General features: G+C 71.5%; 25 protein-coding genes. 9 read left to right on the forward strand and 16 right to left on the reverse strand.

Features of this window, described 5'->3' with window-relative positions; genetic code table 11:
* Positions 1-5: 5 nt before the first annotated feature.
* Positions 6-260: a WhiB family transcriptional regulator gene (locus BJ993_RS03380; protein WP_028656576.1), complete on the reverse strand. Its 255-nt coding sequence runs from the start codon at positions 258-260 to the stop codon at positions 6-8.
* Positions 261-403: 143 nt separating this feature from the next.
* Between BJ993_RS03380 and cofD the strand changes: the two genes are divergently transcribed.
* From cofD to BJ993_RS03395, 3 genes are read left to right on the forward strand one after another with little or no spacing between them, the layout of a single operon-like run.
* Positions 404-1459, forward strand: coding sequence for a 2-phospho-L-lactate transferase (gene cofD / locus BJ993_RS03385; protein WP_308645459.1), 1056 nt, complete (start codon positions 404-406; stop codon positions 1457-1459).
* Positions 1459-2412: a coenzyme F420-0:L-glutamate ligase gene (locus tag BJ993_RS03390; RefSeq protein WP_179647729.1), complete on the forward strand. Its 954-nt coding sequence runs from the start codon at positions 1459-1461 to the stop codon at positions 2410-2412. The genes cofD and BJ993_RS03390 overlap by 1 nt, the downstream gene beginning before the upstream one ends.
* 45 nt (positions 2413-2457) lie before the next feature.
* Positions 2458-3219, forward strand: coding sequence for a DUF3105 domain-containing protein (locus tag BJ993_RS03395; RefSeq protein ID WP_036541304.1), 762 nt, complete (start codon positions 2458-2460; stop codon positions 3217-3219).
* 301 nt (positions 3220-3520) lie between these two features.
* Here BJ993_RS03395 and BJ993_RS03400 read toward each other — a convergent pair whose 3' ends face one another.
* Positions 3521-4600 (reverse strand): mannose-1-phosphate guanylyltransferase, encoded by a 1080-nt coding sequence (locus BJ993_RS03400; protein ID WP_036541558.1) that lies wholly within the window; start codon positions 4598-4600, stop codon positions 3521-3523.
* Between the two features lie 37 nt (positions 4601-4637).
* On the opposite strand from BJ993_RS03400, the gene BJ993_RS03405 reads away from it, so the two are divergent.
* On the forward strand, positions 4638-5393 hold the full coding sequence (locus tag BJ993_RS03405) for a TIGR03089 family protein (protein WP_308645460.1): 756 nt from the start codon (positions 4638-4640) through the stop codon (positions 5391-5393).
* On the opposite strand, the gene BJ993_RS03410 is transcribed toward BJ993_RS03405, so the two are convergent.
* The 5 genes from BJ993_RS03410 to glf form a co-directional block, all read right to left on the reverse strand.
* Positions 5390-7522 (reverse strand): FG-GAP-like repeat-containing protein, encoded by a 2133-nt coding sequence (locus tag BJ993_RS03410; RefSeq protein WP_179647732.1) that lies wholly within the window; start codon positions 7520-7522, stop codon positions 5390-5392. The two genes, BJ993_RS03405 and BJ993_RS03410, sit on opposite strands and share 4 nt — an antisense overlap.
* 490 nt (positions 7523-8012) lie before the next feature.
* Positions 8013-8792: an ABC transporter ATP-binding protein gene (locus BJ993_RS03415; protein ID WP_036541299.1), complete on the reverse strand. Its 780-nt coding sequence runs from the start codon at positions 8790-8792 to the stop codon at positions 8013-8015.
* 1 nt (position 8793) lies between these two features.
* Positions 8794-9696, reverse strand: a complete 903-nt coding sequence (locus tag BJ993_RS03420; protein WP_179647733.1) for an ABC transporter permease — start codon at positions 9694-9696, stop codon at positions 8794-8796.
* On the reverse strand, positions 9689-11692 hold the full coding sequence (locus tag BJ993_RS03425) for a glycosyltransferase (RefSeq protein ID WP_179647734.1): 2004 nt from the start codon (positions 11690-11692) through the stop codon (positions 9689-9691). The genes BJ993_RS03420 and BJ993_RS03425 overlap by 8 nt, the downstream gene beginning before the upstream one ends.
* Entirely contained in the window at positions 11689-12909 is a 1221-nt protein-coding gene (gene glf, locus BJ993_RS03430; protein ID WP_242530300.1) for a UDP-galactopyranose mutase, read from the reverse strand. Before glf ends, BJ993_RS03425 begins: the two co-directional genes overlap by 4 nt.
* A gap of 85 nt (positions 12910-12994) precedes the next feature.
* Here glf and BJ993_RS03435 point away from each other — a divergent pair, with 85 nt between their 5' ends.
* A complete protein-coding gene (locus BJ993_RS03435) occupies positions 12995-14137 on the forward strand; it encodes a phosphatase PAP2 family protein (RefSeq protein ID WP_179647736.1) in 1143 nt (380 codons plus the stop codon).
* On the opposite strand, the gene BJ993_RS03440 is transcribed toward BJ993_RS03435, so the two are convergent.
* The 3 genes from BJ993_RS03440 to BJ993_RS03450 are packed head-to-tail and all read right to left on the reverse strand — an operon-like array spanning position 14037 to position 16285.
* Positions 14037-14939: a glycosyltransferase family 2 protein gene (locus BJ993_RS03440; protein ID WP_179647738.1), complete on the reverse strand. Its 903-nt coding sequence runs from the start codon at positions 14937-14939 to the stop codon at positions 14037-14039. The two genes, BJ993_RS03435 and BJ993_RS03440, sit on opposite strands and share 101 nt — an antisense overlap.
* Positions 14936-15844 carry a glycosyltransferase family 2 protein gene (locus BJ993_RS03445; protein WP_308645461.1) on the reverse strand — a complete coding sequence of 303 codons (909 nt, stop codon included), beginning with the start codon at positions 15842-15844 and terminating at the stop codon, positions 14936-14938. Before BJ993_RS03445 ends, BJ993_RS03440 begins: the two co-directional genes overlap by 4 nt.
* 39 nt (positions 15845-15883) lie before the next feature.
* Entirely contained in the window at positions 15884-16285 is a 402-nt protein-coding gene (locus BJ993_RS03450) for a hypothetical protein (protein WP_179647740.1), read from the reverse strand.
* 217 nt (positions 16286-16502) lie between these two features.
* Between BJ993_RS03450 and BJ993_RS03455 the strand changes: the two genes are divergently transcribed.
* The gene (locus BJ993_RS03455) at positions 16503-17267 is read left to right on the forward strand and encodes an inositol monophosphatase family protein (protein ID WP_036541287.1); all 765 of its coding nucleotides are present in this window, start codon (positions 16503-16505) and stop codon (positions 17265-17267) included.
* A 49-nt stretch (positions 17268-17316) separates the two neighbouring features.
* On the opposite strand, the gene BJ993_RS03460 is transcribed toward BJ993_RS03455, so the two are convergent.
* Entirely contained in the window at positions 17317-18729 is a 1413-nt protein-coding gene (locus BJ993_RS03460; protein ID WP_308645462.1) for an LCP family protein, read from the reverse strand.
* A 68-nt stretch (positions 18730-18797) separates the two neighbouring features.
* Positions 18798-19811, reverse strand: coding sequence for a threonine ammonia-lyase (locus BJ993_RS03465; RefSeq protein WP_179647742.1), 1014 nt, complete (start codon positions 19809-19811; stop codon positions 18798-18800).
* Positions 19812-19899: 88 nt separating this feature from the next.
* Here BJ993_RS03465 and BJ993_RS03470 point away from each other — a divergent pair, with 88 nt between their 5' ends.
* The gene (locus BJ993_RS03470; RefSeq protein ID WP_036541281.1) at positions 19900-20775 is read left to right on the forward strand and encodes a LysR family transcriptional regulator; all 876 of its coding nucleotides are present in this window, start codon (positions 19900-19902) and stop codon (positions 20773-20775) included.
* Between the two features lie 10 nt (positions 20776-20785).
* Here BJ993_RS03470 and BJ993_RS03475 read toward each other — a convergent pair whose 3' ends face one another.
* Positions 20786-21289, reverse strand: a complete 504-nt coding sequence (locus tag BJ993_RS03475) for an acyl-CoA thioesterase (RefSeq protein WP_179647744.1) — start codon at positions 21287-21289, stop codon at positions 20786-20788.
* Positions 21290-21312: 23 nt separating this feature from the next.
* Here BJ993_RS03475 and BJ993_RS03480 point away from each other — a divergent pair, with 23 nt between their 5' ends.
* The gene (locus BJ993_RS03480) at positions 21313-22512 is read left to right on the forward strand and encodes an LCP family protein (protein WP_036541276.1); all 1200 of its coding nucleotides are present in this window, start codon (positions 21313-21315) and stop codon (positions 22510-22512) included.
* 36 nt (positions 22513-22548) lie between these two features.
* Positions 22549-23412 (forward strand): crotonase/enoyl-CoA hydratase family protein, encoded by an 864-nt coding sequence (locus BJ993_RS03485; protein ID WP_179647746.1) that lies wholly within the window; start codon positions 22549-22551, stop codon positions 23410-23412.
* Positions 23413-23451: 39 nt separating this feature from the next.
* On the opposite strand, the gene BJ993_RS03490 is transcribed toward BJ993_RS03485, so the two are convergent.
* The 3 genes from BJ993_RS03490 to BJ993_RS03500 form a co-directional block, all read right to left on the reverse strand.
* Positions 23452-23595, reverse strand: coding sequence for a DUF1059 domain-containing protein (locus BJ993_RS03490; RefSeq protein WP_179647748.1), 144 nt, complete (start codon positions 23593-23595; stop codon positions 23452-23454).
* A 98-nt stretch (positions 23596-23693) separates the two neighbouring features.
* The gene (locus tag BJ993_RS03495) at positions 23694-24269 is read right to left on the reverse strand and encodes an LPXTG cell wall anchor domain-containing protein (protein ID WP_036541272.1); all 576 of its coding nucleotides are present in this window, start codon (positions 24267-24269) and stop codon (positions 23694-23696) included.
* Between the two features lie 82 nt (positions 24270-24351).
* Positions 24352-25152 carry a class E sortase gene (locus BJ993_RS03500; RefSeq protein ID WP_179647750.1) on the reverse strand — a complete coding sequence of 267 codons (801 nt, stop codon included), beginning with the start codon at positions 25150-25152 and terminating at the stop codon, positions 24352-24354.
* Positions 25153-25231: the final 79 nt, after the last annotated feature.

The following is a 25231-nucleotide window of genomic DNA, read 5'->3' on the forward strand; positions in this document are numbered from 1 at the left end:
GGCCGTCAGACGGCCCTCTTCTTCAGCTTGCGACGCTCCCGCTCCGAGAGGCCGCCCCAGATGCCGAAGCGCTCGTCGTTGCCCAGCGCCGCCTCGAGGCACTCCAGGCGCACCTCGCAGGTCTGGCACACCTTCTTCGCCTCACGCGTCGATCCCCCCTTCTCGGGGAAGAACGCCTCGGGGTCGGTCTGAGCGCACAGCGCGCGCTCCTGCCACCCCAGCTCTTCTGTCTCTGCCTCGACCAGGAAGAGTTCTCTCACGATTTCGCCCCTTACAACTCGACCCCGTGCCCGAACGACACACGTGGAATTACATATGTGTCATACCCGAAGAGTCAAGGCCGAATCTGCTATACGCAGCCCAGCAGGACGATCGTCCCTGCCTTCAGGCAGAGTTCTCCCCCGTGGACTCGAGCAACGCGACACCGGATCTGACGACGACCGATGTGATCAGGAACATCACCGTGCTGTCGGGCGGCATGGGCGGGGCGAGGTTCCTGCAGGGCCTGCTGCACGGCATCGAGGGCGACCTGCTGCCCGGGGTCTCCCCCGACGCGCGGGTCACCGTCATCGCCAACACCTGCGACGACTGGTGGGTCCACGGACTCAAGGTCTGCCCCGACCTCGACACCGTGATGTACACCCTCGGTGACGGCATCGACCTCGAGCGGGGCTGGGGACGCCGGGCCGAGACGTGGAGCGCCAAGGAGGAGCTGGCGGCGTACGGCGTCGAGCCGACGTGGTTCGGACTGGGCGACCGCGACATCGCCACCCACCTGGTCCGCACGCAGATGCTGGACGCGGGCTACCCGCTCTCCCAGGTGACCGAGGCGCTGTGCCGCCGCTGGCTCACCCCCCGGTACGGCGACCGGCTGACCCTGCTCCCGATGACCGACGACCGCGCGGAGACCCACGTCGCCGTCGCCGACCCGGAGTCGCCGAGCGGCACCCGCGTGGTGCACTTCCAGGAGTACTGGGTCCGGCTGCGCGCCGCGGTGCCCGCCGAGACGCTGGTGTTCGTCGGCCTCGACCAGGCGACCCCCGCCCCCGGCGTGCTCGACGCGATCACCGGCGCCGACCTCGTCGTGCTGCCGCCGTCGAACCCGGTGGTGTCCGTCGGCACGATCCTCGGCGTGCCCGGCCTCCGCGAGGCGATCCGCGGCACGACCGCGCGCGTGGTCGGCCTCTCCCCCATCGTCGGCTCCTCGCACGTGCGCGGGATGGCCGAGCAGATGCTGACCTCGATCGGCGTCGAGGTGAGCGCCGCCGGCGTCGGCCTCAACTACGGTGCCCGCACAGGTGGCGGAGTCCTGGACGGCTGGCTCATCGACGAGCGCGACGCCGACCAGGTCGCCCGGCTCGAGGCGGCCGGCATCGCCACGGCCGCCGTGCCGCTGATGATGACCGACCACGACGCGACCGCCGCGATGGCGGCGGCCGCCGTGGCACTGGTGCGCTGATGGCCGGCTCGCTCTCCGTCCTGGCGCCCGACGGCGTCCCGGAGATCACGGCGGGCGACGACCTCGCCGCCGTCCTCCTCGACGCCCTCGCGCCCGAGCAGGTCGCCGACGGCGACGTCCTCGTCGTGACCAGCAAGGTCGTGAGCAAGGCCGAGGGCCGGGTCGTCACCGGCGAGCGCGAGGAGTGGCTCGAGCGCGAGACCGTGCGGCTGGTCGCCGTACGGGGCGCCACCCGCATCGTGCGCAACCGGCTCGGGCTGACGATGGCCGCGGCCGGGATCGACGCGTCCAACGTGGCGAGCGGGTCCGTCGTACTCCTGCCGGAGGACCCGGACGCCTCGGCACGCGCCCTGCGCCGCGCCGTCGCCCAGCGCAGCGGCGCCAACGTGGGCGTGGTCGTCACCGACACCGCCGGACGGGCGTGGCGCGAGGGCCAGACCGACATCGCCATCGGCGCGGCCGGGCTGACCGTCCTCGAGTCCTTCGCCGGCCGGGTCGACGCCCACGGCAACGAGCTGGCCGTGACCGCGCCCGCCGTCGCCGACGAGATCGCCGCGGCCGTCGAGCTGGCGCAGGGCAAGCTCGGCTCCCGTCCCTTCGCCGTCGTCCGCGGCCGGGCCGACCTGGTCCTGCCGGCCGGCGACGACGGCCCGGGCGCCGCGACGCTGATCCGCCCGGAGGGCGCCGACCTGTTCGGGTACGGCGCCCGCGAGGCCGTGCTGCGCGCCGTCGGCGGGCAGCCGGGCGACCGGGCACCCTTCGGCGCCCCGGTCGGCGCCGAGGAGCTCGTGGCGGCCCTGTCGCGCGCCGGGATCGCCGCCCGGCCGGGCCCCGCGGGCGACGTCATCTGTGCCGCCGAGCGCCGTGCCGCGGTCGACATCGTGGCCTTCGCCCACGGCTGGGCGGCCACGGAGTCGGGCACCGACCTGCGGTTGCAGCCAGTCAGTCCGTAGACTCCCCACGTTCCGCGCACCCACCAAGACGAGGTACCCCGCACCGTGGCCAAGTCCAGCAAGTCCGAGAAGTCGGACCGCCGTCAAGTCATCGACGAGATCCGGCGCAAGCAGAAGAGCGCCGAGAAGCGTCAGGGCCGGGCCATCGTCGGCGTGTGCGTGCTCGTCGCGCTCCTGATCGTGGGCGCCGCGGCGTACAGCCCGATCAAGACGGCGATCGAGAAGGCGCGCTACTCCGGCAAGGACCTCGCCGACATCGGCGCCAAGGCCGACGTGTGCGGGAAGATCACCGAGAAGGAGGCCACGGGCAGCGGCGACCACGTCCCCAGCTCCCAGCAGGTCACCTACAAGGACGCCCCGCCGGCCTTCGGCTCGCACTGGAACGAGGCGGGCCTCGCGCCGGCCCCGATCACGGACCGCTACTACACCGAGGGCACCCGCCCCGAGCTCGAGTCGCTGGTGCACAACCTCGAGCACGGCTACACGATCCTCTGGTACGACGACACCGCCGCCGACGACTCCGGCGAGATCGCCGCGATCAAGGCCATGGCCGCGACCCTCGACGCCAACGACACCAACCAGCGGCTGAAGTTCAAGGCCGCCCCGTGGACCGCGGCGGACACCAAGGAGACCGGCAAGGGCTTCCCGAAGGGCCAGCACATCGCCTTCACCCACTGGCGCAACGACGCCGCCGCCAGCAAGTCCTACGGCGTGTGGCAGTACTGCTCCGAGGCGAGCGGTGCCGCGCTGAAGGCGTTCATGGAGAAGTACCCCTTCACCGACGCCCCGGAGCCCTTCGTCTACTGAGTCGAATGGGCCGAGCGTGTCGCTCGTTCCTCGCGACACGCTGCCGGCCCGCAGTTGCCTCCGGCGGATGGTTGCGTCCGCCTGGCGGCAAGACGGTCGGCGCGCGCAACGACGCCTCCCTGCGCCTCCGGTCGCTCGTTCCTCGCTCCCTCCGGCTCCGGGCCGGCGTCGTCCCGCGACTTGCCGACCCCCTCGAGTGGGCACGCAGGCGCCGCGCAGCGGGCGAGCGAAGCGAGCTCCTTGACGCCGGGGGCCGGTCGACTACGCGCGCGGCCGCCCGACACCAACCCCGCAACAGCCCTCAGGTGAGGTCGGCGCGACCCTGGTCCTTCAACGCCGCCACGACGGCCTTGACCTCCTGGGCCCGGGCCCGGGTGGTGACGAGCAGGGCGTCCGGGGTGTCGACGACGACGACGTCGTCGAGGCCGATGACGGCCACCACGCGGCCGGAGCCCGGCACCACGATGCCGGAGGCGCCGCGCAGCTGTACGAGCGACTCGTCACCGAGGACGGTGCACTCCTCCTGCTCGCCGAGCAGGGTGGCCAGTGAGTCGAAGTCGCCGATGTCGTCCCAGCCGAACGAGCCGGGCACCGTCGCCACCCGGCCGGCGGCCGCCGCGGGCTCGGCGATGGCGTGGTCGATCGCGATCCGCGGCAGCTTCTCCCACAGCTCCGTGAGGCGCTCGGGCTCGGCGGCGATCGCGCGCAGGTTCGCGGCGAACTCCGGGTCTTGCTCGCCGAGGAGGTCCAGCAGGACGGACGGCCGGACGACGAACATGCCGGCGTTCCAGCGGTAGCGACCGGTCGCGAGGTACTCCTCGGCGACCGACACCGACGGCTTCTCCACGAACTCGACGACCCGGCGCACCGACGGGTGGCCGTCGAGCGCGTCGCCCTGGTGGACGTACCCGAACGCGGAGGAGGCGAAGGTGGGCTCGATGCCGATCGTCACCAGCCAGCCGTCGCGAGCGGCCGCGACCGCGTCCGCCACGGCGGCGTGGAAGCCCGCGTCGTCGGCGATCACGTGGTCGGCGGCGAAGGAGCCCATCACCTCCGCGCCACGGCGCTCGAGGACCGCGGCCGCGAGGCCGATGGCCGCCATCGAGTCGCGCGCCGACGGCTCGGCCAGCACGCCGTCGTCGGGCAGCTGGTGCAGCTGGCGTCGTACGGCGTCGCGGTGGGCGGCGCCGGTGACGACGAGGACCCGGTCACCGACGATCGGCGAGAGCCGGTCGTGGGTCTGCTCGAGCAGGGTCCGGCCGGAGCCGGTGAGGTCGTGGAGGAACTTCGGCGAGCCGGAGCGGGACAGCGGCCAGAGCCGCGTGCCGGCACCCCCCGCGGGGACCACGGCCCAGAAGCCGGGGATCTCGTCAGCGACCATGCGCGGCACCATATCTGCGGTCTCCTATCCTCGGGACGTGAGCCCCGGAACGCCGACCACCTTCGCCGACGTCCTCGCGACCCGGCTCCGCAACGACCCGGGCCAGCCGCTGGTCACGTTCTACGACAACGCGACCGGCGAGCGGGTCGAGCTGTCGGTGACCACCTGGGCCAACTGGGTCGCGAAGGCGGGCTCGCTGCTCGTCGACGAGCTGGGCCTGGAGCGCGGCGACCGGCTCGGCATCGACCTGCCGCCGCACTGGCTCGGCACCGTCTTCCTGGGCGCCGCCTGGAGCGCTGGGCTGGTCGTCGTCCCCGCGCCCGAGCCCGGTACGACGGACCTCGCCGCCGTGGTCTGCGGACCCGACAGCGTCGCGGCGTGGGCCGCGCAGGCGCCGGGCACGGAGGTGCTGGCCTGCGCGCTGCTGCCGCTCGGTGTCCGGTTCAAGGAGCCGCTCCCCGCCAGGGTGCACGACGTCGGCGTCGAGATCTGGTCCCAGCCGGACGCCTTCACGCCGTGGGACCCGCCGACCGGTGACGACGTGGCGATCGCGCCGGACGTCCACCAGGCCGAGCTGTGGAGGGAGGCAGCCGCCGGCACGATGGTCGGCGGCGGCCGCCTCCTCTCGGTGGCGAACCCCGTCACGGAGCCCGTCACCTTCTGCGAACCGCTCACCCAGGGCGGTTCGCTCGTCCTGGTCGCCCGGGCCGAGCAGCCGGCGCTCGAGGCGGCGTACACCGCCGAGCGCGCAACCGCTCGCTTCCCTGCCCAGAGCGACCAGGACAAGATCTAGCCCGCCAGGTCGTACCCCGCCTTCTTGCCGATGAGCGCCGGCTCGCGAAGCCCGGCAGCGGTGCCGCGGATCCAGTACACGTTGTCGCTGGTCGCGTTGCGGGCGAGGATGTCGGTGTGCCCGTCGCCGTCGACGCTGGACACCCCGAGGAACCAGTCGTAGCCGGTGGCGGTCTGCACGAGCGTCTTGCTCGATGTCCAGCCGCCCGGGCCGTTGCCGTAGTACATGGTGAGCTTGCCGCCCTGGCGCACCAGGCTGTCGGGCGCGCCGTCGGCGGCGTTCCAGCGGCCGACGCCGATCTGGACCCCGCCGGCGACAGCGGCGTACGCCGGGTAGCTCGACTTGAACCCGTTCATACCCTGGCCGGGGTAGATCCGCATGACCCCGTTGACCGGCTGGCCCATCAGGTCCGGCCACCCGTCGCCCGTCATGTCGCCGACCGGTGCCAGCAGGCCGATCCGTCCGGCGTTGGACATCAGGGTCTTCGGCGCGGCCAGCTTGCCGCCGCCCAGGCCCCGGTAGATGACCAGCATGTTGTCGCTGGAGCGGATGCCGAGGACGTCGACGTAGCCGTCGCGGTTCCAGTCCCCCGCCTTCCAGATCTTCTTCAGGCCCTTGAAGCTCTGGCCGGTGTCGATGGCGCTGCTGAACGCGTAGCCGGAGCCGCTCGCCCGGATCGGGAGCACGAAGCCGCGTCCGTCGGAGGCACGCCTCGCCACGATGTCGGGCTGCTGGACGCCCACCATGTTCGACTCGAGGTTGCGCCCGGTCCAGCTGGCCTGCAGCGCGGCGGCCTTCTTCCGGATCGTCGGGATCTGGGCGTAGAGGTAGCGGCCCGGGCAGGCGGTGGACCCGGCGTCGCGGTGGCCGTTGATGGCCTGGAAGGTCGAGCTGCCGACCCGCTGCGAGGTGCTCGCGGCGCGCACGCCGTGCAGCGACAGCTTCCACGCGAAGAGCTGGGCGTACGCCGTGACCATGGCGCTGCTGGGCTGGGCGGTGTCGTAGTTGCCGATCGCGGACATCGCGAAGGAGTACTGGTTGTAGCCCTGCGTGTGGGCACCGACGACGGGACGGTCGACGCCGCCGTACCGGCCCTCCCAGATCCGGCCGAACTTGTCGACCAGGAAGTTGTAGCCGATGTCGCTCCAGCCGCGGGTGCGCACGTGGTAGCTGTAGATCCCGCGGATGATGCCGGGCACCTCGGCGGAGGTGTAGTTGTTGGCGTTCACCGTGTGGTGGACGAAGCCCGCGTGGACCTCGTAGTAGCTGAGCGAGGGCTTGTCGCGGATGCGCTCGTCGGCGCCCCACTGGGCCCGGGAGTAGATCTTCGGCTTCGGCGTGAAGGCGCCGGCCTGCAGGGACAGGTCGTCACCGCCGGTCCCGGTGCCGTCGGTCGGGTCGGGCTCCTCGGCCGGCGGCACGTCGGTGGAGCCGTCGGTCGCGAGCTTCGCCGTGTCGATCGCCGGCTGCTCCTTGGCGGTGGTGGAGGCCTTGCCCGGGTCGATCACGGCGAGCTTCATGTCGGCCGGCGCGGCATCCTCGGTCGTGACCTTCACCTGGACGGCGTCGACGTCGCCCACCAGCAGCGCGTCGGTGCCGGGGCGGGCGTGCTTGCCCTCCTCGGTACGCGGGTCCGGTCCGTGCTCGTCGTGGTACTCAGCGGCCGTCCAGCCCGACCACGTGTTCCCCGTGCGGGTGCGCACCTGGATGTCGATCGCGTCGTCGTCGAGCCGCGTGCCCGGCGCCCAGGTGACCCCGACCGTGCCGTACCCGTCGACCGGCACCACGTCGCTGTCGATGACCTGCTCGCCCTTGACGCTCGCCTGCTTCGCGACCCGCAGCGACGCGCGGACCTTCGCCGACGCCGACTTCCCCTTCGGCGTCGTCAGCGCGTACTGGTCGACCTCGGACTCGACCGCCTTCGTCGGCACCTCGACCGGCGCGGACTGCAGCGCGACCTCGGACGGTACGACGTCGACGGGCTGCGCCGGCCGGACGTCCATCGTCACGGTGCGGGCCGCAGGCGTCAGCACGGCGACCACGACGGCCAGCGCGAGCAGCTGCTGGCTGAGGGTCACGAACCTCAGCCGATGGCCCTTGTCAGGGGTCTCCGGGATGTAGCTCGACATGGTTCTGCTCCAGACGTGTGTGCGGGGAAGTTGTCACACGAGTAGCAACTTTCACACGCGTCACACGAGTCTGTGAAGGTCTCGTGAGTAACTACAAGGATGTAATTTCCACTCGACACGCCGAGAGCAGCCAGATTGTCGAATCGGCGCTTCGGGGCGCTCCTTGAGGGGTGCGGACCGTTGCTCGTGGTCGGCCTCAGGCGGCCGCGCACGGTATCCGCCGTTCGCGAGTGCACCGATGGGGCACGAACTGCAGAGAAATCACCCTGCGGCATGCCGTTGTGCCCACTCGACGGGTCGGCGAGATCGCGGAGCACCGGACCATGCAGAGCCGGCTTGCCGCCAGGCGGACGTCACCATCCGCCGGAGGCAACCGCGGCGCGGCAGCGCGGCGCCCCGCGCCGCAGGCGCGTCGATGCGCGCCCGCGGACCGAGCGGAGCGAGCGTCCGTGCGGTGCGCATCGACCGGCGACGCGCTCGCGCGATCAACTCAGATGTCGTTGCCCATCTCGTCGTCCGTCAGCTCGACCTCGTTGTCGGTGTCGGGCGTGTCGTACTCGAGGTAGTGGATGGCGGCCTTGGGGTCGCCGTCGAAGCCGAGCTTGCCCTTCTCGAGGACGAGGACGCGGCTGCACATGCGCTCGACGGACGCCGGCGAGTGGCTGACGTAGACGAGGGTGCGGCCGGAGTCGCGGATCTCGAGCATCTTCTTCATGCACTTGCTGCGGAAGGGCTTGTCACCGACGGCGAGGACCTCGTCGGCGAGGAAGATGTCGGAGTCGACGTGGATGGCGACCGCGAAGCCGAGGCGGGCGCGCTGGCCGGACGAGTAGTGCCCGACGGGCGCCTCGAGGGTGCGGCCCAGGTCGGCGAAGGCGACGATGTCGTCGTACTTGCGCTTGAGCTCCTTCTCGCTCATGCCGAGGATCGCGGCGTTGAGGACGAGGTTCTCCGAGCCGCTCAGCTGCGGGTGGAAGCCGGCGCCGGTGGCGATCAGGCCGGCGATCCGGCCGCGGGTCAGCAGGGTGCCCTCGTCGGGGCGCATGACGCCGTTGATCAGCTTGAGCAGCGTGGACTTGCCGGAGCCGTTGAGGCCCATCAGGCCGATCGACTCCCCCTCCTCGATCTTGAAGGAGACGTCCTCGATGGCGTTGAACTTGTCGCTGGTCTTGACCCCGCGCGCCTTGGCGACCGTGACCTCCTTGAAGGTCCGGTGGTAGCGCAGCGTGAACTCCTTGGTGATGTTCTCCGCGACGATCGAGACGGCCATGTCAGAGACGCTCCGGGATCTTGTTCTCGAGGCGGGTGAAGACCCACTGGGAGAAGGCGAGGATGACCAGGCACGCCAGGAGCGCGAGCACACCGTGGGTGATCAGGTGGTCGGGCATGATCTGGGTGCCCTCCGCCTTGAGCCTCGCGTGGTCGGCATCGGTCAGGGTCGGGTACCAGAACGCGCGCTGGAAGAGCACGACGGCGTCGGCCAGCGGGTTGAGCAGGTAGTACTCGGCGAAGCGCCCGAACCGGTCGTGGACGATCGCGTAGGGGTACATCATCGGCACGCCGAAGCGGACGAAGTTCGTCAGCACGTTGACGATATTGCCGAAGTCGCGGAAGAAGACGTTGGCGGCGCTGAAGAGCAGCGCGCCGGACAGGCCGATCGCCGCGATGATGAGCAGCGCGAGCACGAGGCAGGCCACCCCGACGAGGTCGGGCGACCAGCCGCTGAAGAGGCAGGCAACGAGCAGGACGACGACCTGCGGGCCGACGTGGTAGAGCGAGACGAGCATCGTGGCGACCGGGAACATCTCCCGGGGCACGGCCATCTTCACCACCAGCGCCTTGTTGCGCATGATCGAGCGCGTCCCGGCGTTGAAGGTCTCGTTGAAGAAGTGGACGAGGATCAGCCCGGCGAACAGGTGGATCGGGAAGTTCGGGACGTCCTTGTGGAGCTGGAACAGCACCCCGATGACGAACCAGTAGATGAAGAACTGGGTCAGCGGGTTGATGTAGGACCAGAGCAGCCCCAGGAACGAGCCCTGGTAGCGCGCACTGATCTCCCGGCGCACCAGCAGCTTGAGGACGTAGCGCTGCTTGAAGACGGCGAACAGGCCGCTCTCGGGCGCGGGCGGACGGAGCGGGACCTCCTCGGCCGCCGTCGTGACGGCCTCACTCATCGGCACCGCCTTCGGTCCAGGGGGCGAAGGTCCTCTCCCACGCCTCCGGCGAGGTGATCTCGTCGAGGGCGTCGCGGTACTGGCGCGCGAGCTCGGGCCACTGCTTGGCGAAGCGGGCGTGCAGGTCGATCGTCCGCTTGAGCAGTGCGCGGTAGGTCTCCGGGTCGCGGCGGTAGAGCGCGGCCGACGTCCCGTCGTTCATCGAGACGATGGCGGAGTCGAAGCCGGCGAGGCGGTACCACTTGGCGTCGACCGCGGGGATCGCCGCCTCCGGGTTGGTCCGCGACAGCGCCCGCGGGGCCCGGAGCTGCCGCAGCGGCGCGAGACCGGCGCTGATCAGCTGCGACTTGCGGGTCGGGACCTCGGTGAGGTCCTTCTTGAGCGGCTTCTCCATCCGCGGCGGGGGGAGCGTGTCCACGTCGGCCACGAGCTGGGCGTCGCTGAACTCCTTGCGGGTCGCGTTCACCTCCGCGAGCCGGGTCGGGAGCATCTCGTGCAGCGCCTGCGGGCCGCGCAGCACGTCCTCCATCGCCTGGAGCCGCAGCTCGGCGGTGGAGTACTGCATCGCGACCAGGTGGGCGAGCTGGTTGTTGAAGACCTCGCGGATCACCCGGCCGCCGCGCGGGAAGGTCGAGTGCAGCAGGGCGGCGACGAGGCGGTTGCGCAGGTGGAAGTACGACTGCCAGTCGAGCGCGTCGTTCTTGTCCGTCCACGGGACGTGCCACACCGCGGCACCCGGGAAGGTGACGGTCGGGAAGCCGTGGGCGCGGGCGCGCAGGCCGTACTCGGCGTCGTCCCACTTGATGAACAGCGGGAGCGACAGTCCGATCTCGTCGATGACCTGGCGCGGGATCAGGCAGGAGAACCAGCCGTTGAAGTCGACGTCGACGCGCTTGTGCAGCCACCGCGCGGAGCGGATGTTGCGGGTGCCGAAGTCCCACTGCATGTAGCCGTCCTCGGGCGTCTTCCACCAGAAGCGCCACGGGTGGACGATCTCGCCGAAGCTGTGGAGGCGCGAGCGGGCGTAGAGGCTGAACATGTGGCCGCCCACGATCGTGGGACGGCGGGCCAGGTCGCCGAAGGTGACCTGCCGGATGATGCCCTCGGGCTCGCAGACGACGTCGTCGTCCATCATCAGCGCGTACGTCGCGGTGCCCTTGCGCAGCGACTCGAGCTGGCCGCGGGCGTAGCCGCCGGAGCCGCCGAGGTTGCCCTGCTTGACGATCCGCAGCTTGTCGCCCAGCGCCTTCTCGACGTCGGGGAACAGCTCGGCGTCCTCGACCAGCTGGGTGCCCTGCTCCATCACGAAGACGGTGTCGAGGTAGGGCGCCAGGTCCTCGTCGGCGAACTGCAGGAGCAGCTCGGAGCAGAACTCCGGGCGGTTCATGGTGGTGATCGCCACGTCGACCGAGCCGTGGGCGGCGCGGTCCGCGGGGACCTCGGCGGTCCACTCGGCGGAGACCACGACCGGCTGCTCGCCGGCGAGCACGTCGTACCAGTACCAGCCGCCGTCGATGAAGGGCTTGAGGCTGAGGTCGAAGACGAAGGCCTCGGTGCCGCTCCCGGTCGACTCGGCGGACTCGACGCGCTGGCTGTTGCCGTTGGCGAGGGACTTGTTGACGACGACCGTCGCGCCGGCACCCTCGACGGTCACGGTGAGCCGGACCTGGTCGACGATCGTCCAGCGCCGCCAGTAGCTGGCCGGGAAGGCGTTGAAGTACGACGCCAGGCTCACCGTCTGGCCGGCGTCGACCCGCAGCCGGGTCCGGTCCAGGACCTGCTCGGGGCGCAGCTTCTCGCCGCCGACGGTGGCCTGCCGGATCTTGGTGTTGTTGAGGTCCTTGGCCGCACGGCTGCCGCCGACGACGTACTTGTCCTCGTCGAGGTCGGGCTCGGCGAGGTCGACGTAGAGCGGGAAGACCTCGGCGTCGCGGTCGAGCGGGAGGATCTGGCGCTGCAGCAGGCGGGTCACGGTGCCGCCGGTGGGCTCGCTCATGCGTCCACCCCGCCGCTCTTGAGCTCCGCGCCGTCGGCGAAGTGGGGCCGCAGCGTGTTGTCGTACATCGACAGCGCCGAGGCGATGGCCATGTGCATGTCGAGGTACTTGTAGGTGCCGAGGCGGCCGCCGAAGAGCACCATCGGCTCGCGCTCGGCGAGGTCGCGGTACTTCAGCAGCTTCTCGCGGTCCTCGGCCGTGTTGACCGGGTAGTACGGCTCGTCGGTCTCCTCCGCGAAGCGGCTGTACTCCCGCACGATGACGGTCTTGCCCTCGGGGTAGCTGCGCTCGGGGTGGAAGTGCTTGAACTCGTGGATCCGGGTGAAGTCGACGTCCGGGTCGGGGTAGTTCATCACCGAGCAGCCCTGGAAGTCGTCGACGTCGAGCACCTCGGGCACCAGGTCGACGGTGCGCCACGACAGGCGGCCCTCGCTGTTGTGGAAGTACTCGTCGACCGGGCCGGTGTAGACGATCGGGACCTTGCCCTTGTAGCGCTCGGCGACGCCGTCGGCGAGGAAGTCGGTGTCGAGGACCACCTGGATGTTCGGGTGGTCGGCCATCCTGGCCAGCCAGGCGGCGTACCCGTCGACGGGCAGGCCCTCGTACTTGTCGTTGAAGTAGCGGTTGTCGTAGTTGTAGCGCACCGGGAGCCGGCTGATGATGTCGGCCGACAGCTCCTCCGGCGAGGTCTGCCACTGCTTGGCGGTGTAGTGCGCGATGAACGCCTCGTAGAGCGGGCGCCCGATGAGGGAGATGCCCTTCTCGACGAAGTTCTCCGGCTCCTTGTCCCCCAGCTCGCTGGCCTGCTCCTTGATCAGCGCCCGCGCCTCGGCCGGCGTGTACGCCGCGTCGAAGAACTGGTTGATCGTGCCGAGGTTGATCGGCAGCGGGTAGACCTGCTGGTTGTGGGTCGAGTAGACGCGGTGCTGGTAGCCGGTGAAGGCGGTGAACCGGTTGACGTACTCCCAGACCCGCTCGTTGCTGGTGTGGAAGAGGTGCGCGCCGTACTTGTGCACCTCGATCCCCGTCTCCGGCTCGGGCTCGCTGTAGGCGTTGCCACCGAGGTGGGAGCGGCGCTCGATGACGAGCACCCGGAGCCCGAGGTCGTTGGCGCAGCGCTCGGCGATGGTCAGGCCGAAGAAGCCGGAACCGACGACGACCAGATCGGGCAGATCGGGCAGGTCGGGGAGGTCCGGGTTCGACGAGGTGAGGGTCACGGAGGGTGAGTTTACGGACGAGTTCCCCGCCGGACACATCTGACGCGCGTCCCCCGAACGGGGACGTGACGAATATCCTGTTCTGGTGAATGACCACCAGACGGGACGTCGGGGGGCTCCCTCGTTCGCGCTGGCGTGGGTGGCGGGCCTCGGTCTCGCCACGCTGACCGTCGTGTTCTCCCTGCTCGAGGACATCCCGGTGCAGGACCCCGACAGCCTGATCCCCGGCTACATCCGCTTCCCGGCCATCGTCCTGGGCGCGATCGCGATCGACGTCGTACCACGGATGATCGCGGCCGCCGGCCGCCCCGGCGGCGGCTGGCTGCGCCGGTTCGGCAGTGCCGGCCGGCGGGTGATGCGCGAGCGCTGGCCGCTGACGCACTGGAGGTTCGCGCTCAACGGCGTGGCCGCGTGGTACCTCTGCTACGCCGCCTTCCGCAACGTCAAGAGCATGGCCCCGTTCGTCCATGAGAAGATCTACGACGAGCCGCTGGCCGACGTCGACCGGTTCCTCTTCGCCGGGCACGACCCGGCCGCGACGCTCCACGCGTGGTTCGGCACCGGGGTGGCCGCGCACTTCTTCTCCGCCGTCTACATCGTCTGGATCGCGCTGGTCCCGGTCACGATCGCGATCGCGCTCGTGTGGACCCGGCACACCCGGGCCGGCGAGTGGTTCGTCACGGCGGTCGCCGTGGACTGGGCGCTCGGCGCGGTCCTGTACGTCGTCCTGCCGACCGTCGGCCCCATCTACTCCGACCCCGGCACCTTCGCCGCGCTGCCGGAGACCTACGTCAGCCGCCTGCAGGAGAGCATGTGGTCGGACCGGGTGGCCACGATGGCCGACCCGGCGACGGCGGGCCTGCAGACCATCGCGGCGTTCGCGTCCCTGCACGTCGGGATCATGGTGACCATCTGCCTGGTCGTGCACCTCGTGGGTCTGCACCGCTGGGTCCGGATCGCGTCCTGGACCTTCCTGGCGCTGACCGTGCTGGCCACGGTCTACCTCGGCTGGCACTTCTTCGTCGACGTGATCGCCGGCGCCGCGCTGGGCGCCTTCGCGGTGTGGATCGCCGGCATCGCGACGGGCAACCGGATCGGCTGGCGGGCCCGGCTCGTGCCCGAGCGGATCAACGTGGCGACGCCGGTGGGAGGGCCCGCATCCGCCGGGCATCCCGAAGCGCTCGCGTCACGTTCCGCGCCTCTGCCCGACCACCCCGCAGCGGACTGAGCAGCACCACCACGAGCGCGACCAGCCACGGCTTGAGCCGGACCAGCACGTTCTCGCCGTACCGGAAGTGCACGACGAAGAGGTTGCGGTACATGTAGTAGCCCTTCCAGCCGGCCAGGTCGTGCTGCTGGTCGAAGGAGAGCTGGCGGACGAGCACGGCGTCGCGCACCGCGCGGATCGGGAAGCCGGCGCGCCGGGCGCGGATCGCGAAGTCCACGTCGTCGTAGAAGATGAAGTACGACGGGTCGGGCAGCCCGATCCGCTCGACGACCTCGCGGCGGACGAGGAAGCCCTCGAAGGCGACGTTCTCGACCTCGACGGTCGCGGGCATGTCGGCGCGGGTGGCCCAGGTCGAGTCGATGCTCGCCGTCTTCGGCCGGATCGCGAGCGGGTTGCGCAGGTCGAAGCGGACGGCGGACTTCTCCACGAGCGCGCCGGTGAGGTCCTCGCGGACTGCGATCAGGCAGGAGCCGTCGGCCTCGAGCAGCCGGGTGAGGCAGTCGGGGGCCGGGACGACGTCGTCGTCCATCAGCCACATCACGTCGAAGCCCTTGTCGTAGGCGGTCTTCAACCCGAGGTGGAAGCCACCGGCACCGCCGAGGTTCTCCGTCGTGTGGATCGCCACCAGCCCGGGCAGGGTGCTGCGCTCGAGCACCTCGCGGGTGTGGTCGGTGCTGGCGTTGTTGACGACGAACACCGCGTCGGGCGCCCGGTCCAGGCCGCCGAGGCCCGCGAGCATCCGCTCGAGGAGGTCGGCGCGGTTGAACGTGACGACGACGACCGCGACCTGCGCGGCACTCATCGCAGGTACCTCCGGTGACCGCTGAAGTCGCCCCGCAGCCCTGCCGCCGCCGCTCGGGCGCTCAGCGGGATCCGCGCCGGCTGCGGCTTCGTGAACAGGTAGAACCACACCGTCTTCAGCCAGAAGAGCAGCACGTGCACCCAGCCTCGGTAGGCCCGCAGGTTGAGGGTGTTGTTGCGCGCCATGCAGTAGTGCTTGAGGTCGCTGGGCGTGTGGTTGTACGTCGTCCGCCCGAACATCATCGGCGTCCCGAGGTCGTCGGTGGCCGGGTGCAGGAAGTGGGCGTCGACGACGGTCGCGATCCGGGCGCCGGCCCGCTCCGCGCGCCAGAGGTACTCGACGTCGTCGCCCCAGATGAAGAACTCCTCGCGCGGCAGCCCGATCCGCTCCACGAGGTCGCGGGTCACCAGCACGCCGTTGAACGGGATCACGACGTCGTCGATCAGCCCGTCGCGGGCGGCGGCCTCGACCGCGGCCATCTCGTGCACGACGCGGGTGCCGCCGGGCAGCCGGATCGGGAAGCACAGCCGCGACGGGTCCTGCTCGGCCAGCACGGCCGGCCCGCAGAACTCCAGGCCGTCGCGCTCCTGCCGCTCCAGCAGGAGCTCGAGGCAGTCCGGCGCCGGCAGGCCGTCGTCGTCCATCAGCCAGACCAGGTCGGCGCCCTCGCGCACGGCCCAGCCGAGTCCGTGGTGGAAGCCGCCCGCGCCACCGGTGTTGGTCGCGAGCGTCTCGTGCCGCACCAGGTCCTCGTCGAGACCGGCGAGCCACTCCCCCGTGCCGTCCGTCGAGGCGTTGTCGACCACCAGGATCCGCTCGAGGCCCGGGGTGGCGAGCAGCCGCGGCACGAGGCGCTGCAGCATCGCCAACCGGTTGAAGGTCACGACGACTGCCTGCACACGCACGGAGCAGACCCTACTGGCCGGAGCGCTCCCAGCCGGACTTCAGGACTCGTCGGGCAACTCGGTCAGCAATGCGTCCGGGTCGAGCCGCGGCGGCACGCTCGCCAGGGCCAGCTGGACGAGGGCCGTGCGGGCCTTGACCTCGACCGCGCGGCGCACCCGACCCTTGTCCTCCCCCAGCAGGCCGGCGACGACGTCGGCGACCACCTTGTCGTCGTACGACGGCCGGGTGCCGGGCTCGACGTCGATGTCGGGCAGGGCGACGAGGACCGGCAGGACCTGGTCGCCGAGCGCGTCGAGCATCTGGAAGCGGGCGTAGCGGTCCATCTCGGCCCACGCGGTCTCGACGTCGACGCCCTTGCGGCGCAGCTTGCGGTCGGAGGCCAGGAAGTGCTTCGCCGTCCCGGTCAGGGCCGCCGTCAGCTCGTGCTCGGTGAAGCGCATGGGCCCAGTCTCCTGTCTGCCGGAGGCGCGGGCATAGTCGGTGGTCATGGTGCGTGCATCGCAAGGCGGCTGTGTGACGCCAGACCGGGCGTCTTGCGAGCACGGCCAACGCAGCGAGGTGCGTGCCAGGGCCGCCGAATGGGACTGTGCATCCGGCAGACAGGAGGCGGGTCTCTCCGATGCGGTCCCGGCGGCGGCCATGGCCTAGCGTGGAGGTGTGGACACCGCCGCCGTGCTGACCCTCCTCCAGGACGTCGCCGCGGAGGTGATCAACCCCCGCTTCCGCGCCCTCGCCGACGAGCAGGTGTCGGAGAAGAACCCCGGTGACCTGGTCACGGTCGCGGACCACGAGTCCGAGGCGCTCATCACCGCCGCCCTCAACGCGGCCTACCCGGACGCCGTCGTGCTCGGCGAGGAGGCGATGGCGGCCGACGCATCGCTGCTCGACGCCTTCGCGGCCGCCGACCACGGCTTCACGGTCGACCCCGTCGACGGCACCAAGAACTTCGTCAACGGCTCGCCGGACCACGCCGTGATGGTGTCGGAGGTGGTCGCCGGCGAGATCACCCGCGGCTGGATCTGGCAGCCGCAGCACGAGAACGCCTATGTCGCCGAGCGCGGCGCCGGCGCCTGGCTCAACGGCGAGCGGCTCAACGTCACGACCGGCACCGGCGCGCCCTTCCGCACCGCGCGGCGGCAGTGGGTCGGCCGCGGCCTCGGCGACCTCGGCACCCTGGAGCTGACCTGGGCCTGCTGCGGCGTCGACTACCCGCACCTGATCGCCGGTGACGCGGCTGCCCTCGTCTACAGCCGCAGCATGCCGTGGGACCACCTGCCCGGCGCGCTCATCCTCACCGAGGCCGGTGGCGCCATCGGACGCCACGACGGCGGACCGCTGGTGCCCCAGCGCCTCGAGGGCGGAATCGTCGCGGCCCCCGACAAGGCGACGTACGACGCCGCGGTGGCCGCGCTCCCCGTCTGAACGCTCCTGTCCGACCGGGCCCCGTCCAACCGGCCCCAGTCCGGCCGGATCAGCAGGCGGCCGCGACGTCGTCGGTCTCGTTGGCGACGTACCCGTCGTTGCGCGAGCCGAGCGAGCCGCCCGTGACCTTGCCCTCGCCCTTCTTCTTGCGGCCCGGGGTGGGCTTCGCGTCGCCCTCGGAGCGGTCGATGGCCTTGCGAACCATCGCGCGGACCTTGTCGAGGTCAGGGTGCGCGGTGTTGACCTGCGGCGGCACGAGCGAGACGGTCGCGACCTTCTCGTCGCGGGCGCGCAGGGCCAGCTGGGCGAAGTCGGCGAGCGCTCCGCCGGGCACGTCCGTCCTGATCATCGCGCTCGACGCCTTGGCGATCTCCTGGAAGTTCGTGAGCGCCTGCTTCGGGCTGACCTGCGTGAGCAGCGCCGTCATCACGCACTTCTGGCGCGCCATGCGCGAGTAGTCGTCGCTGCCCTCGCGGGAGCGCGCGAACCACAGGGCCTGGTAGCCGTTGAGCTTGCGCTTGCCGGGCTCGATGTAGCCGGTCACGTCCTCGCCCAGGCCGCCGACCGGGATCCGCTCGCGGACGTTGAGGGTGACGCCGCCGAAGGCGTCGACGAGGCGGCGGAAGCCCTTCATGTTGACCATCACCCAGTAGTTCATCTCGAGGCCGGTGATGCCCTCGATGGCCATCACGGTGGCGTCGATGCCCGGGGTGTCGGAGTCGAAGAGGTCGGTGTGGTCCTCGGCCCAGGTGCTGACGCCGTTGAGGTAGCACCCGTCGCAGTCGAAGCCCTTCGGGAACTGCTCGTCCATCACCGAGCCCTCGCGGAACTTGAAGTTCTGCATGTTGCGCGGGAGGCCGATCATGACGGTCTTGCCGGACGTCGCGTCGATCGAGGCGATCGTCATCGAGTCCGGTCGCAGGCCCCAGCGGTCGGCACCGGAGTCGCCGCCGAGGAGCAGCACGTTGAAGCGGCCGTCGTGGGCAGCACCGATCTCGCCGTCGACGAACATGGTGAGCCAGTCCCGCTGCACGGCGGCGAGGTGGGCGCCGAACAGCATGGTGCCGGCGACGGAGAAGCAGAGCACGCCGTTGACGCCGACGACCGCCCGGCGGTGCTGCATCCGCAGGCTCAGCGGCTGGCCGATCCGCCAGGCGTCGACGAACAGCGCCGCCCACGCGATGGCTCCGCCGATGAGGTAGAGGCGCAGGAGCAGCAGGAAGGTCGGGTTGAGCGCGAGGGTCAGCGCGTAGGACCGGTCGAGCAGCAGGCGGATCCCGAGGAAGGCGAGCACCGCGAGGGTCGCGAGCCAGACCCGGACGGCGATCCGGCCGACCTGCCGGTTGCCCGCCACGAGCTGTGCCGAGCCGGGGACGACGAGGGTGAAGGCCATGAGGGTCAGGGCGCGGCGGAAGCGCACGCGGGCGGCCCGCTCGGCCACGACCATCCGATCCCCAGACACCCGCCCAGTATCACCAGTCACACGCGTCCCACCGGTGCCGACGCGCCGTCGCGCGCCGGGCGGAGCGCTCAGGCGGCCGTCGACACGGCGCCGAGCCGGGCGATCTCGTCGGCCGAGGCGTTCGCGCCCGTGCACATCACGGCGACCGGGCCGGGCCGCCCCGACCGGTCCGGACTCCGGGGGACGAGAAGGCCGGCCAGGGCGGCGGCTCCGGCACCCTCGGCGAGGGTGTGCGCCCGCGTCGCCAGGAGGCGGGCGGCGTGGTCGATCTGGTCGTCGGCCACGAGCACGAAGTCGTCGAGCCGGCCGCGCAGTACCCGCTGGGGCAGGGGGTACCCCGTGGTCGTGGCGAGCCCCGAGGCCCGCGTGGTGGCGGGCGCGGTCTCGATGGTGCCGCTGCGCCACGACCTCCAGCCGGCGGGCGCCGCCTCCGACTGGACGCCGATCACGCGGGTGCCGGGCGCCAGGGCGTCCCGCACGAGGCAGGCGCCGGCCGCGCCCGTGCCGCTGCCGATCGGGACGTAGACCGCGGCCAGGCCGCTCGGCAGGACGGCGGCCTGCCGGAACAGCTCGAGGTACGCCGTCGCGTGGCCGAGCACGATCCGCCGGTCCGTCGGGCAGATGAAGGAGGCGCCCGAGGCGGCCGCCAGCTCGCGAGCCGCGGCAGCGGACTCCCCGAGGGTGTCGCCGCGGACCAGGACCTCGGCCCCCAGCGCCGCGACTGCGTCCCGCTTGACCGCAGGGGCGGAGGACGGCATCACGATCGTGGCGCGCACGCCGGCCAGCCGGGCGCCGTACGCAACGGACTGGGCGTGGTTGCCGGTCGAGCAGGTGACCAGGCCGTGCTCCTGCTCGGCGGCGGAGAGCGTCGCGGCGAGGTGGACGCCGCCGCGGACCTTGAAGGAGCCGGTCGGCAGGACGTGCTCGTGCTTGACGAGCACCTCGGCGCCGACCGCGCTGTCGAGGAGCGGGTGGGACTGCAGGGGCGTGGCCGGGAGCTCGCGAGCGACCACCTCGGCGGCCCGCAGCACCTCGTCGAAGGTCGGGTCGTCGGGGAGGGATGCGCTGCGCTGCTCGGCCATGGCTCCATGGTCCCGGTCCGGGCATTCATCGGTCCAATAGTTCTTGTCGCAACCATCCATCGACGACATCGATCGATAGAGTGCCGTCATGATCGACCTGCGCCGCCTCGAGGCCCTCGTCGCCGTCCACCGGACCGGCTCGGTCTCCGCCGCGGCCGCCGAGCTGCACTACGGCCAGCCGACCATCTCCCACCACCTGCGCCGGCTGGAGGCCGAGACGGGCGCGGTCCTGCTGCAGCGGGTCGGGCGGGGCGTGCGGCTCACGCCCGAGGGCGTGCTGCTCGCGCGCCGCGGCGAGGAGGTGCTGGGCCTGCTCGCCCGGGCCGAGGCCGAGCTGGCCGCGGTGACCAGCCTGCAGGCCGGGCGGGTCCGGCTGGCGGCCTTCCCCTCCGGGGCGGCGACCCTCGTCCCCGACGCCCTCGCGCTCCTGGCCGGCCGGCACCCGGGCATCGAGCTGGAGCTCACCGAGGCGGAGCCGCCCGAGGCGCACGAGCTGCTGCGCGCCGGCACCGTCGACCTCGCCCTCACCTTCGCCTACCCCGACCAGCCCGAGCCGGAGCAGATCACCTCCGTGCCGATCCTCGACGACCCGCTCCACCTGGTGACGCGCGACGACGCCGCCCCGTCCGCGGGGCCGGTCGAGCTCGCGGCCTGGTCCGGGCAGCCGTGGGTCGCCGGCTGTGAGCGCTGCCGGCGCGAGCTGCTCGCGCTCTGTGCAGACGCCGGCTTCACGCCCGCGATCGCCTTCGCGAGCGACGACTACGTGGCCGTGCAGTCCCTCGTCGCCGCGGGGCTGGGCGTCACCGTGCTGCCCGGGCTCGCGCTGCGCGCCCACCAGCACCGGGGCGTCGCCACCCGGCGACTCGCGGCGCACCGCCGGATCCAGCTCTCGACGTACGGCGCTCCCCCGCGTCCCGCGGCCGTCGACGCGGTGGCCGCGGCGCTCACCGAGGTGGCCGGCTGATCGGTGCCGGTCAGCCCAGGCGGACGGCCTCGATCTCCCGGCGCTTCGCGAGCCGGTGGGCCCGGCGGATCTCCGCCTCGCGCATCCGCCGGCGGTCGTCGTCGGTCTCGGGCTCGAGCGCCGGGACCGGACGCGCGGCACCGGCGCCGTCGATGGCGACGAAGACGAAGTACGCCGAGCCGACGTGCCGCAGCTCGGTCGTCGCGTCCCACGGCTGGGTCTCGATCCGCACGCCGATCTCCATCGACGAGCTGCCCACCCAGTTGATCTGGCCGAAGGTGCGCACGATGTCGCCGACGCGCACCGGCTCGAGGAAGGCCATCTCGTCCAGCGCGGCCGTGACGGCGGGGCCACCGCTGTGCCGCTGCGCCACGACACCGGCGGTGGAGTCGGCCAGCTTGAGCACCTCGCCGCCGTGGATGTTGCCCAGGAGGTTGGCCTGCGCACGCGACGACACGGTCGCCAGCTCGATCCGGGAGTACGACGGCGTGCGTGCCGCAACGATCTCGCTCACGGCCAAACGGTAGCGTCACGGGCATGGCGGGGCGCGGCAATGGCAACGGGGACGACGGTGACTTCGACTGGATGTACGGGTCGGGAAACGAGAAGGGCGTCCCGCGACCCGAGCGGGGCGGGGACGACCCCGAGCCGACGCGACGCATCCCCGTGCAGCCCCGCCCGGGCGCGTCACCCCCGCGGATGCCCGACCGGCTGCCGCCGGCCGAGCAGTACGGCGCCACGCCCGAGCCGGCCGGCCGGCCGCCGGCGCCGCCGTGGTCGCCGCGCAGGAGCCGGTGGAAGCGGCCCGGGACCTGGGTCAGGCTGGTGCTCCTGCTGCTGGTGCTGTGGCTGGTGTTCCTCGTGGCGGTCCCGCTCTTCACGTGGAGCAAGGTCGACAAGGTCGCCTACGAGCCGTCGGGCGAGCGTCCCTCCGAGCAGCCCGGAACGACCTACCTCCTCGTGGGCAGCGACTCGCGGGCCGGCCTGTCCAAGGCGGAGCGCCGCAGGCTCCACACCGGCAACGAGACCAGCGAGCTGACCGACACGATCATGCTCCTCCACACCGGCGAGGGTCCGACGACGCTGGTCTCGATCCCGCGCGACTCGCCCCTCGACATCCCGGGCCACGGGGTGTCGAAGGTCAACTCGGCGTTCAGCAAGGGCGGCACCCCGCTCCTCGTGCAGACCCTGGAGAAGGCCACCGGCGTCCGGATCGACGGCTACGTCGAGATCGGCTTCGGCGGGCTGGTCGGTGTCGTCGACGCGGTCGGCGGGATCGAGGTGTGCCCGAAGAAGCGCATCCGCGACAAGCCGTCGGGCCTCAACATCAAGAAGGGCTGCCAGGAGGTCGACGGCGCGACGGCGCTCGCCTACGCCCGCGCCCGCAAGTACAGCCCGATCTCCGACCTGGCCCGGGTGCAGCAGCAGCGCGAGGTCGTGGCCGCCGTCGGCAAGAAGGTGCTCTCGCCCTGGTCCGTGGTCAACCCCGTGCGCTACTGGAAGCTCAACGCGGCCGTGCCCGACTTCTTCCGGTTCGGCGAGGGCATGGGCCCCTACGACGCCTCGCAGTGGGCGCTCGCGATGACCGACGCCCCGAAGTCCTGCACGGTGCCGCTCGCCAGCGCCGACGCCACGTGGGACACCAAGCGCGCGCGCAAGCTCTTCGACACCCTTGCCGAGGACCGCACCGACGACATCACCGCCGACCTGTGCACGGCCACCGGGCTCGCCCCGTGAGCCGACACCTCCTCACCACCGCAACGAAGGACTGACGTGTACGAGACCCTGACCTGGGAGGTCGACGCCGACGGCGTGGCCACCCTGACCCTGAGCCGACCCGACGCCCTCAACGCGTTCGACCTGACGATGGCCCGCGAGCTCGAGCAGGTCTTCCTCACCGACGCCCGCGACGACGCGGTGCGCGCCGTCGTGGTCACCGGCGAGGGCCGGGCGTTCTGCGCGGGGATGGACCTGAGCGCCGAGGGCAACGTCTTCGGGCTCGACGAGACGCTCTCGCCGACCCCCGAGGAGTTCCGGGCGTCGTACGACGCCGAGCCGTTCGCCTCCGGCGTGCGCGACACCGGCGGCAAGGTCACGCTGGCGATCCACGCGCTCCCCAAGCCCGTGATCGCGGCGATCAACGGTCCGGCGGTCGGCATCGGGGCCACGATGACCCTGGCCATGGACATCCGGCTGGCCTCGGAGAAGGCCCGGATCGGCTTCGTCTTCGGCCGCCTCGGGATCGTGCCGGAGGCCTGCTCGAGCTGGTTCCTGCCGCGGATCGTCGGCATCCAGCAGGCCCTGGAGTGGGTCTACTCCGCCGACATCCTCACCGCGGAGCAGGCGCTCGCCGGACGGCTGGTGCGCAGCCTGCACGCGCCGGAGGACCTGCTGCCGGCGGCGCAGGAGCTGGCCCGCTCGTTCGTGAAGGACCGCTCCCCCGTGGCGCTGGCCCTCGCGAAGCAGATGCTCTACCGCAACAGCGCGGCCGCCGAGCCGCTCGAGGCGCACCTGACCGACTCGCTGGCGATGTACTGGACGTCGATCGGGGACGGCAAGGAGGGCGTCGCGGCCTTCCTGGAGAAGCGGGCGCCCGCGTTCACCGGCAAGGCCTCCGCCCTGCCGCGCATCGTCTGACGGCCCGTTCGGGCGATGTGGGCGGTGTGGGCCTCGGGCTCACATCGCCATGAACAGGATCTCCTCGCGGGAGTACTCCCGGCCGGGGTGCTCGGCCGCGAGGTGCTCCTGGGCCTTCTCGACCAGCTCGTCGTCGGTCTCGCCGCGCAGCGTGACGGAGCAGGGGCAACGCAGGGTGGGCATCGGTACCTCCCGGGGTCGGTGTGGGATCCACTGTAGTGGCCGAAAACGACCTCCGGCCGCCCGTGGGCGGCCGGAGGATGGATCAGGGGTGCAGCAGGTCAGGCGGGGACGCCCTGCTGGCGACGCCGGCCGTAGCCGACCCCGCCGACGCCGGCGCCGACGAGGGCGGTGCCGAGCAGCAGCCACATCACGTTCGGGCCACCGGTGTTGGGCAGGTTGCCGTTGTCGTCGTCGTCACCGCCGGGTCCGGCACCGAGGCGGAAGGCCGTGGTGTCGTCGGACGGGAGGAAGAGCTCGGTGTTGTCCGGCGTCAGCGCCGCGGTCGCGATGTACTTGCCGCGCGGCAGCGAGGGGCCGGTGACCGGGACGGCGTCGTCGACGAAGTGCACCGTCGTGGTGAACAGCGGGGCCGAGGCCACGGCACGCGCACCGCGCGCGGTGCCGGACGCGGCGAGGATCTTGACCTCGATGTCGCCCTCGGGCGGCGTCGGGTAGTTGGCGCTCGCGCTCACCTCGAGCTCGACGGGCTTGCCGATCTCGGCGTCGACGACGACGATCAGCGTCTCCGTCGGGATCTGCATCCCGCTGTATCCGTCGTCAGCAGTGGCGGAGCCCACGGGCGTCACGACGACCGCAGCCGACAGTGCGGCGAGCGCAGCGATCTTCCTCAGCACAACTTCCTCCTACAGCCAGTCCCCATGCAACGACCCGGCTCGTCTCTGGGACGGGAAGTGCGTTGCACATGATCCTAGTGGGTCAGGACGCGTTCGTGGGAACAGACTCCACCAAGTGGCCGAATGCGACGGACCGGTTGTCGGTGTGGAAGATCTCCGAACAGGTCAGCAACGTGATGATGTGGGTGTTCGGATCGCCGTCGATCGTGTCCGGCGGCTGGGTGCCGCCGTCGGGGTTGACGGGCTTCGGGTCCAGGACCCAGGTCTTCGTGAACGGGATGATCAGGTCCTCGCCACCGCTGTCCAGGACATAGGTGTACGTCGCCGCGCGGGTCATCACGAAGATCTCGTCGCCCGGCTCGAGCTTCGGGAAGTCGGCGAAGGGCTCACCGTGGGTGACCCGGTGGCCGGCCAGCACGTAGTTGCCCTCCGCGCCGGCGTCCGCGGTGTTCTCCATGTGGCCGACGCCGGCAGCCAGGACCTCGTCGGAGGACCCTTCGAGCACGGGCACCTCGTAGTCCTTGCCGAAGCGCGGGATGACCAGGATGGCGCTGGCGTTGCCGAAGTCGGTGCGTACGACGTCCTGTCCGTCGGCCCAGCCGTCGCGCAGCGAGATGGCCACCTGGCCCTGGCGGCGCTCGGACACCCAGTTGGTGCCCCAGAACTGCCAGGCCACCCACGCAAGCACGGCGAGGCCGGCGGCGATCAGGCCGCAGCCGAGCCAGAACGAGACACGTCGTCCGGTCGACACCGGAGGCTTCGCGGTGGTGCTGCCCGACCCGTTGCCGGGGCGTTGACGGCGCCGGCGGACGCGGACCGTGCCCTCGCCCTCATCGCTCGTGGCGCCCTCGTCGGGTCCGTCAGGTGCGTCGACCTGCGACATGGGTGTCCCTCCTCCAGCGGCCCCACTGACCGCTCCCGCTCATCCAACGCCATGGCGGCGCAAGCGTCACGCGAACGGC

Source organism: Nocardioides aromaticivorans, assembly GCF_013408525.1.
Classification (GTDB): domain Bacteria; phylum Actinomycetota; class Actinomycetes; order Propionibacteriales; family Nocardioidaceae; genus Nocardioides; species Nocardioides aromaticivorans.

Bases quoted from the DNA above. Each gene is read 5' to 3' on its own strand.
- BJ993_RS03390 (WP_179647729.1), top strand. From the start codon at position 1,459: ATGGCCGGCTCGCTCTCCGTCCTGGCGCCCGACGGCGTCCCGGAGATC.
- BJ993_RS03400 (WP_036541558.1), bottom strand. From the start codon at position 4,600: ATGGTCGCTGACGAGATCCCCGGCTTCTGGGCCGTGGTCCCCGCGGGG.
- BJ993_RS03410 (WP_179647732.1), bottom strand. From the start codon at position 7,522: ATGTCGAGCTACATCCCGGAGACCCCTGACAAGGGCCATCGGCTGAGG.
- BJ993_RS03415 (WP_036541299.1), bottom strand. From the start codon at position 8,792: ATGGCCGTCTCGATCGTCGCGGAGAACATCACCAAGGAGTTCACGCTG.
- BJ993_RS03420 (WP_179647733.1), bottom strand. From the start codon at position 9,696: ATGAGTGAGGCCGTCACGACGGCGGCCGAGGAGGTCCCGCTCCGTCCG.
- BJ993_RS03425 (WP_179647734.1), bottom strand. From the start codon at position 11,692: ATGAGCGAGCCCACCGGCGGCACCGTGACCCGCCTGCTGCAGCGCCAG.
- BJ993_RS03440 (WP_179647738.1), bottom strand. From the start codon at position 14,939: ATGAGTGCCGCGCAGGTCGCGGTCGTCGTCGTCACGTTCAACCGCGCC.
- BJ993_RS03450 (WP_179647740.1), bottom strand. From the start codon at position 16,285: ATGCGCTTCACCGAGCACGAGCTGACGGCGGCCCTGACCGGGACGGCG.
- BJ993_RS03465 (WP_179647742.1), bottom strand. From the start codon at position 19,811: ATGGCCGAGCAGCGCAGCGCATCCCTCCCCGACGACCCGACCTTCGAC.
- BJ993_RS03470 (WP_036541281.1), top strand. From the start codon at position 19,900: ATGATCGACCTGCGCCGCCTCGAGGCCCTCGTCGCCGTCCACCGGACC.
- BJ993_RS03480 (WP_036541276.1), top strand. From the start codon at position 21,313: ATGGCGGGGCGCGGCAATGGCAACGGGGACGACGGTGACTTCGACTGG.
- BJ993_RS03490 (WP_179647748.1), bottom strand. From the start codon at position 23,595: ATGCCCACCCTGCGTTGCCCCTGCTCCGTCACGCTGCGCGGCGAGACC.
- BJ993_RS03500 (WP_179647750.1), bottom strand. From the start codon at position 25,152: ATGTCGCAGGTCGACGCACCTGACGGACCCGACGAGGGCGCCACGAGC.